We start from the raw sequence: 8,437 nt of genomic DNA, 5'->3' as shown, positions 1-8,437 counted from the left end.
CCGAAGGTAAATTCCTTTCTATACATAGCTTTCAACTAGCTTGTCACCCCGTGAGATTTTAGCGCCATTAGTAACTGTCAGAGAACCAGTGTTAATAGTTACATTCCCTGCTTCTCCTTCTGCTCCAGATCTCAATGTGCTAGATACTGCACTGGGTAGATCATTTAATACTCCATCAAGCACTATATTGTCTGCTGTAATATTGACACTTCCTCCCTTACCTTTGCCAAGAAGATCGGAAGATATTAATGCACCATTACTAACTGTTAGAGAACCAGTGTTAATAGTTACATTCCCTGCTTCTCCTTCCCCTGTTGGTGCTACTACACTAAATGCTCCACTGCGCTGAGTGCCATCTGTGGAGACTCCATCAAGCACTATATTGTCTGCTGTAATATTGACGCTACCCGCATTCCCTGTTCCTTTGGTACTAGCAGATATTTGTGTACCATTAGTAACTTCTAGAGAACCCGTATTAATATTGACATCCCCTGCGTTGCCACTACCTACAGTTTCTACTGTAATTTTCCCATCCCCTGAAATATCTATAGTTTCAGGAGCGCTAATATTAATATTTCCACCATTGCCTGTTGATGTGGTGCGGGCTGAAATAAAACCTTGGTTGCTGAAGTTGATATCTAACTCTGGGCTGTTGTTGTAGGGTTTGAGAGCCAGAGTACCTGCTGGTGCTTCTCCTTCGGTTTCGGCAAATATTCCTAGTTCCCCTGAAATGTTGAGGTTGTTGCTAAAGATTCTGATATTTCCACCTGTTTCTGTATCAGTATTAGTATTAGTTGCATTCTCTAGTGCTGTGGCACTGATGGAGGTACCGTTCCCAATAGTTAGTGTTGGGGCATTTATTTCTATATTTCCGGCTGCTCCGGCACTGTCGGTTTCTGCCGAAATACTAACTCCTTCACTCAGGCTCAGGTTTTGAGTGTTGATGTTAATTTCACCTGCATTACCTGTACCTATGGTTTCAACTGAAATTTTCCCATCCCCTCTTATCTCTATTGTTTCTGGAGCGCTAATATCAATATTTCCACCATTGCCTGTTGATGTGGTGCGGGCTGAGATAAAACCTTGGTTCCTGAACTTGATATCTAACTCTGGGCTGTTGTTGTAGGGTTTGAGAGCCAGAGTACCTGCTGGTGCTTCTCCTTCGGTTTCGGCAAATATTCCTAGTTCCCCTGAGATGTTCAGTTCGTTGCTGTTGATAGTGATGTCCCCTGCTTCTGGGTTGGTTGCTTGTTCTCTGGCTGTGGCACTAATTTCGGCTCCGGTTCCTATGCTGACTATTGGGGAGTCGATAGTGATGTCTCCTGCTTTTCCTGGGCTGTTGCTTTCTGTAGTCAGACTTGTTTCTGTTTGGAGATTAAATTTTTCTGTGGTGTTGATGTTAATGGCTCCCGCATCCCCAACTCCTGTGGTGGAGGCTGAGATGGATATGCCGTCAGATATTGTCAGGTTTTGGGCTTCTATTTTGATTTCACCTGCGTTGCCGATGTTATCTGTGGTAACTTTGATTTCTCCATCTATGGTGTTTATTGTGTCTGGATCTCCGGCAATATTTATGTTTTCTGGGGCTTTGATAGATATGTTACCTCCGCTACCTTTAGATGTGGTGGAGGCCGAAATGAAACCTTGGTTGGTGAAGTTAATTTTTAGATCTGGGTTGTCGTTGTAGGGTTGGAGGATAAGGGAACCTGCTGGTGCTGCTCCTTGAGTTTCAGCGAATATTCCTAGTTTTCCTGAGATGTTCAGTTCGTTGCTGTTGATAGTGATGTCCCCTGCTTCTGGGTTGGTTGCTTGTTCTCTGGCTGTGGCACTAATTTCGGCTCCGGTTCCTATGCTGACTATTGGGGAGTCGATAGTGATGTCTCCTGCTTTTCCTGGGCTGTTGCTTTCTGTAGTCAGACTTGTTTCTGTTTGGAGATTAAATTTTTCTGTGGTGTTGATGTTAATGGCTCCCGCATCCCCAACTCCTGTGGTGGAGGCTGAGATGGATATGCCGTCAGATATTGTCAGGTTTTGGGCTTCTATTTTGATTTCACCTGCGTTGCCGATGTTATCTGTGGTAACTTTGATTTCTCCATCTATGGTGTTTGTTGTGTCTGGATCTCCGGCAATATTTATGTTTTCTGGGGTTGTGATGCTGATGTTGCCTGCTTTGCCTTCGGCGTTGGTGGTGCTGAGGATGTTGGTGTTGTTGAGGGTGATGTTACCAAGGCCGTTGATGTTGACATTTCCGGCGGGATCATCGCCTATGGTGCCGCTTTCGATGATGACGTTGTTGAGGGTAATGTTACCAAAGCTATTGATGGATACTTTGCCCGATCGGCCTAATGGGTCGTTTGGCCTTATTCTGGCTGTGGAGGAAAAAGGATCTTGTATAGTTTGTTTACTGGTGATGATGGATAAGTTACTGAGTTCTAAGTTTCCTTGTGCTTGACTTTTTATTGTCACGTCCCCTGCTAAGGCATGGCCAGATAACGTGAATATTTCTATGTTGCTGAGGTGGTTCGCAGTAATATCGACGTTTCCACCTTTGCTAGAGAAGTTTCGTCCTACTGAGAAGGTATTGATTACTAGTTGTTCTGCTGAAGAGTTTGATATTGTTTTTGCCTTCAGGAATACATCTCCCCCATTGCCTGCTTCAAAATCTTCGAAGGAAAAGGAATCCAGTTTTTCAATTTTGATATCACCATTCTGAGCTGATATTTCTATATTTCCCCCATTGTCATTACCAGAAGAATTAATTGATGCAGTATTGACATCACCACTCTGAGTTGAGATAGTTATATCCCCCCCATTTCCAGACAACGGCAAGGAAGAAGAATTAATTGATGCGGTATTGACATCACCACTCTGGCTTGAGATAGTTATAACCCCCCCATTCCTTTCTAGGGAAGTGGAATAGAGTTCTTTAATATTGATGACACTCTGAGCTGAGATAGTTATATCCCCCCCATTTCCACTCCCATAGCTACTAGAACGAATTGATCCAGTAGTGATATTGTCGCCCTCAGTCTGGATCGTTATATTTCCCCCATTTCGCCCACTATAGGTACTAGAACGAATTGATCCAGTAGTGATATTACCACTCTGACTTGAGATATTTATTTCGCCACCATTTCCAGTACTCTCATAGGTACTAGAATGAATTGATCCAGTAGTGATATTACCACTCTGACTTGAGATATTTATTTCGCCACCATGTCTGGATCCATAAGTACTAATATTCCCAAAAATAATTTCAGCGCCAGCAATAGTTAAATTCCGTTCATTTGTCTTAATAGTATCCGCCTCATTATCCAACATCTGCACAACACCAATTCCATCCCTATCGAAATCTGCACGAAATTCTATCGCTCCTGCTCCTGGTTGAAATTCCAACACATCATTCTCTATATCCTCAACAGTAATATTATTTGTCGCCTCCAACTTAACATCCGCATCCCCAGAAGTTTCATCAAATTCATCCGCTATAGAAATATTAGTGGCAAACAAAGAAACATTTTCCCCATTACTACTAATTCCACTTCCTGTAGCAGAAATATCTCCAGTCGCTTCTATATTGATCGCACCATCCGCAGAAATATTTTCTGCTAATGTCACATTTCCTTCACTTTTAATTTCTAACTCTCCTCCAGTAGCAGAAATACCATTGACATCCTCACTCACACCACCAATATTTACATTTCCTACATCAAAAAATACCCCTCTACTACCAGAAACAGCTTCTAAATTATCCACATTTAACTGCAAAGGTGCATCAGTTAAACCTATTCCACCACCACCAAAAGTTTGAAATAAAACACTACCAGCATTAATAATTGAACTATCAGAAACTCTAGCAATATTTCCCCCATTGGCATTAACTAAAACCTGCCCTGTTGTTGTTAAGTTTGCCAGATTTATATCACCTACTTCTCCTAAGTTTCCTAACTGAATATTAATCGTGCCACTACCTGCATTTAATGTTGTCCCATCTAATTGATTTATGGAAGCTTTCCCCTCAGAACGGTTAACACCATTGATATCATCATTATTACCAAGTAAGTCAATATTTCCATTTCCAACTGATGTATCAATATCCGCATTTATATTAATACTACGACCAGCTTTTAATTCTACAGATGAATCAGTTTCTATACTTTCATTTATTGTTATATCATTGTCAGCTTGAAGAATAATATTACCCAGGGTATTTTCCAGGGAATTGTTACTTTCTAAGCCTCCTAAAATGAGATTTTCTGGGTCTAATAAAATTGTTCCTGGATTTCCTAAATCTGCACTAACATTAACATTTCCATCAAATATTAATTGCTGTTTGCTTGATACTCTAACAAATCCTCCATTTCCAGAAAGTTGACCCCCTTTAGCACTAATATTTCCCGCAAAATTATTAATTCCATCTGACCAAACTATTACCGTTCCTCCATCTCCAGAATTAATAGCATCCGCAGAAATAGTTGAGCCACTATCAAATATTAATTCTTGTTGTCCCCTTACTTCAACCAACCCTCCATGACCACCAAATGACCCTCCTGCCGCATCAATCTCTCCCGCAAAATTAGTATTTCCATCAGATCTGATTCTGACATTTCCTCCATCTCCAGAATTAATAGCATTAGCAGAAATAGTTGAGCCACTATCAAATGTTAATTCTTGTTGTCCCCTTACTTCAACCAACCCTCCACGACCACCAAATGACCCTCCTGCCACATCAATCTCTCCCGCAAAATTAGTATTTCCATCAGACCAAATTGTGACATTTCCTCCATCTCCAAAATAAATAGTATTAGCAGAAATAGTTGAACCACTATTAACAGAAGTTTCTTGAGAATTGAAAACTGTGCCTTCCGAGTTGCCTCCAATTAATACAGTTCCTCCACCATCTAAAGCATCAGCATTAATATTAGTATCAATGAGAGCTACGCGATCGCCTAACACATTAACCTGCCCTCCTACATCCTCACCACTTGATACATCTATACTCCCAGAAGCGATCGCTGTTCCGGCTACATCTTCAACCACTGTATTTGAAGCTGTCAATACCACTTCCCCGCTTTCATTAACAGTTACGGATGTGGCGTTCATGTCACTCCCACCTGTTAAAAGTTCGGGTAAAGAGTGGGGGTTAACACTTCCAGTTTCTGAGTCGCTCCCTGTTGCTGAGGGTACTTCTAAACTTAATAAATGTCCTGGTTGAGATATTCTCAGGGTACTGCCACCTTCTACCGCTGTGATAGTGATATTACCACCTGCTGCGGAAAGTTCTCCTGTATTAATGACTTTACCACCTACAAAAGTCAGGTTTTCTCCAGGCTTTAATGTTAAATTGGCTTCGTTAACTATAGCACCTGGGTTAGATACATTAAATTTATAACCACTGGGTTCTCCAATCAAATTAGCATAATTATTTGTACCCATGGCCTCAAACCAGTAATTGTTGTTATCGAAACCAATTCCTGTGGCAGTGGTGACACTAAATGAAGCGGGTATGTCGAGCCTAGCATTGGGGCCAAACATTATGCCTGCGGGGTTCATTAAGAAGAGGTTGGAATTACTCCCGATGACTTGGATAAGACCATTAATATAAGAGGCATTTCCACCTGTAACTCTACCGAGAATGTTGCTAGTGTCTGGGGTGGTAACAAAGTTGGCTGTTTGGCCAGAGTTGACATTGAATTGGTCAAAGCTGTGGAAAAGATTTGCCCCACTGCGAGTACCACCTTCAATGTTGAATTGATTACCGTTTTGATTAATAGTTGTGTTGGTGCCGTCGTTAGCAGGAGTTATAGGTTGAGATTTTGTGGGTGCTGCTGCTAATGTGCCAAGAATTATAGTCAGAGCTGTGATTTTGTAAGAATCTGCAAAATTAGGTTTCATAAATATATTCAATACTAGAAGTTAAAAAAAATTATAAAAATCATAGATAGGGAAGTCATCGGACTGCCTACTAGGAGGCAACCTAAAATATTAATTCAGTAAAATTTTGATATTTTCAGTGACGAAAATCACTCAAAACTCCATAGAGGTAATGGAAATAGGACAACAGCCTGAAAATAACTCCATCCCAAATGGATAAAAAATATGATTCTTAGATGCGAAATCCTTACCCTGTAAACTTTTAAGCCTATTTGAAAAGTATTTTTAGCTCTAGCAATGTTTTCTGATGATTATTTGGGTGTAATTAAGTTTTACATTCAAATAGCATTGCTAAATAGTAATAATAAAGCTAAATTAAATTATCTCATATTTTATTAGATTATGTCAAGTAGAAAAAATCCTCAAGCATCATACAACAGATAGAAAAACCTTCAGATAGGCCAAAGAATAGGCTTTCTGTGTCTACGTTAAAATTTAACTCCCTCGGCGGGAAGTCCCGCGCTCTCCCGTAGGGGAGCGTCGGGAGTATGTCAAAGCACTACATACCATGAAGTCTGCTGAATTAACTCCATCACTAGAGGTAAGTTAAGCGATCGCCTCTTTGTCTGCTTCATAAAACCGATATAAAACGTCATATAACGATATTTTAATGTTTACTTCCTGCTTCTACTGAGGCCGTCGGCGGTTACTCATCCACAGGCATCAACGGTCAAGCCGACCGCATCTCTTGAGTGCGTCTTGCATTCTGAGGAGACCTCAGAATTACGCACTCGCTTTCTTAAATTGATACTTGCATTCAGATCGCGGTCTATAGATATCTCACAATTAGGGCAGTCATAAGTTCTCACATTTAAAGGCATATCTTGAACATGACCGCACCTACTGCAAGTTTTTGAAGATGGAAAAAACCTATCAACTACTACCAGCTCAGAACCGTACCAGTGAGTTTTATATTCAAGCTGTCTTCTAAACTCGTAAAATCCTTGATCTGCAATTGACTTAGCTAGCTTGTGGTTAGCTAACATTCCACTAACATTCAAATCTTCTATGACAATTGTGCCGTGGTTCTTGGCTAAGTAAGTTGTCAATTTATGAAGTGCATCTTTGCGGATGTTAGCTACTCGCAGATGTAGGCTAGCTATCTTCAGTTGTGCTGCCCTCCAGTTAGCTGAACCAATATTTTTATTGCGGTTAAGGTATTGTAGTCTGGAAAGTTTCGCTTCAAACTTGTGGTATGACTTTACACTTGTCACAACTTTCCCATCACTTAAAGTTGCTAAGGTTTTTATGCCTAAGTCAACACCTACTACATCAGTAGTTTTTGGAGTTGGAGTAGGAGTAAATTCGTAACTACAACTTAAATACCATGAACCCGCTTGTCTACTAATAGTTATTTTTTTAGTTGTTGCCTCAATCGGTTCATAAGTTTTCACCCAACCAATGAAAGGGAGTTTATGATTCCACCCATTTAATTCTATGGGTTTTCCACAATTATCAATTGTGAAAGAATCAGACTTACTTTTCTTCTTAAACCTTGGATGTGCAGCAATACCTTGAAAAAACCTCTTAAATGCTTCACCTAAGTTGATGAAAGCATATTGATAAACTCTAGATGATAAATCTTTCATCCAAGGGTGGAGTGGTTTCGTATGGTTAGTAAACACTTCCCGCAGTTTACGGGCATTAGGTTTATACCCATCTTTATAGGCTTGATTCCATAAACTTAAGCCCCAGTTATAGCACCAGCGTGAGTAGCCCGCGTGTTGAGCCATCAGGGTTTTTTGTTTATTATTTAATTTGAGTTTGCTTCTGATGGATTTCATGGAGATTGAGCGCAGCCTGTCTAATGACGCATTATATCGTTATTCGTTAATTAAGTCAATCCTCTATGAGAAATAGGATAGGAAATGATATAACTACATTTTGAGGTTTTGTTTTTTGAGAAATCGCCATAATTATTATCCTACAAATTATAAGTTGTCAGGACTTACGCATGAGGTACGAAAAACTAGGATGTCAAGAACAGACGCGGAGACGCGGAGAAGGGGAGACGCGGAGACACCGATATGGTGGGGGCTTGAACCGCCCACCAACCGGGAGCCATCAAATCGTAGATTTTGATGGGAGACTCAGACCCTTGGGGCTTAACGCCCCGGACGCTTCGGTTGGGACACATCACGCTCCGCGTCCCCGTGTCCCCGCGTCTCCGCGTCATCTGGTTGAGATTGCTATCCGTTCCAGACTGCTCCGCAAACCCTGTCGGTCGCAATGACGAAAATACGTTCTACTGCGTAAATCCTAGTTGTGTTCAAAGCAACCTGCTGCTCTATTATTTATAGTGTCCAGCCAACAAGTTAATGAAACAGGACTTGTCTGATGTTCTTTGTTCATTACATATATCCTAACTAACCCGGTTATCCAGCGGTAAAAAAAGGCATTAAATTGTCAGTTTGAGGTGGAAAAAAATACAAAATGTGATTTTCCACAAGTCATTGTGTATTTTTTTGCACGTCCATCACAACAACAACATCTTTTGTGAGAG

At 40.8% G+C, this 8,437-nt stretch carries 2 protein-coding genes; both read right to left on the bottom strand.

Features of this window, described 5'->3' with window-relative positions; all coding sequences use genetic code 11:
• Positions 1–18 precede the first annotated feature (18 nt).
• A complete protein-coding gene (locus ACP6PM_RS08490; protein ID WP_426583635.1) occupies positions 19–5,895 on the bottom strand; it encodes a two-partner secretion domain-containing protein in 5,877 nt (1,958 codons plus the stop codon).
• A 689-nt stretch (positions 5,896–6,584) separates the two neighbouring features.
• Positions 6,585–7,718 (bottom strand): RNA-guided endonuclease InsQ/TnpB family protein, encoded by a 1,134-nt coding sequence (locus ACP6PM_RS08485; protein WP_426583633.1) that lies wholly within the window; start codon positions 7,716–7,718, stop codon positions 6,585–6,587.
• Positions 7,719–8,437 lie beyond the last annotated feature (719 nt).

Source organism: Dapis brunnea BLCC-M229 (genome assembly GCF_050015995.1).
Classification (GTDB): domain Bacteria; phylum Cyanobacteriota; class Cyanobacteriia; order Cyanobacteriales; family Microcoleaceae; genus Trichodesmium.
This window is presented reverse-complemented; position numbering and strand designations above follow the sequence as displayed.

Coding starts and splice junctions, on each gene's coding strand:
- ACP6PM_RS08485 (WP_426583633.1), bottom strand. CDS start 7,718: ATGAAATCCATCAGAAGCAAACTCAAATTAAATAATAAACAAAAAACC.
- ACP6PM_RS08490 (WP_426583635.1), bottom strand. CDS start 5,895: ATGAAACCTAATTTTGCAGATTCTTACAAAATCACAGCTCTGACTATA.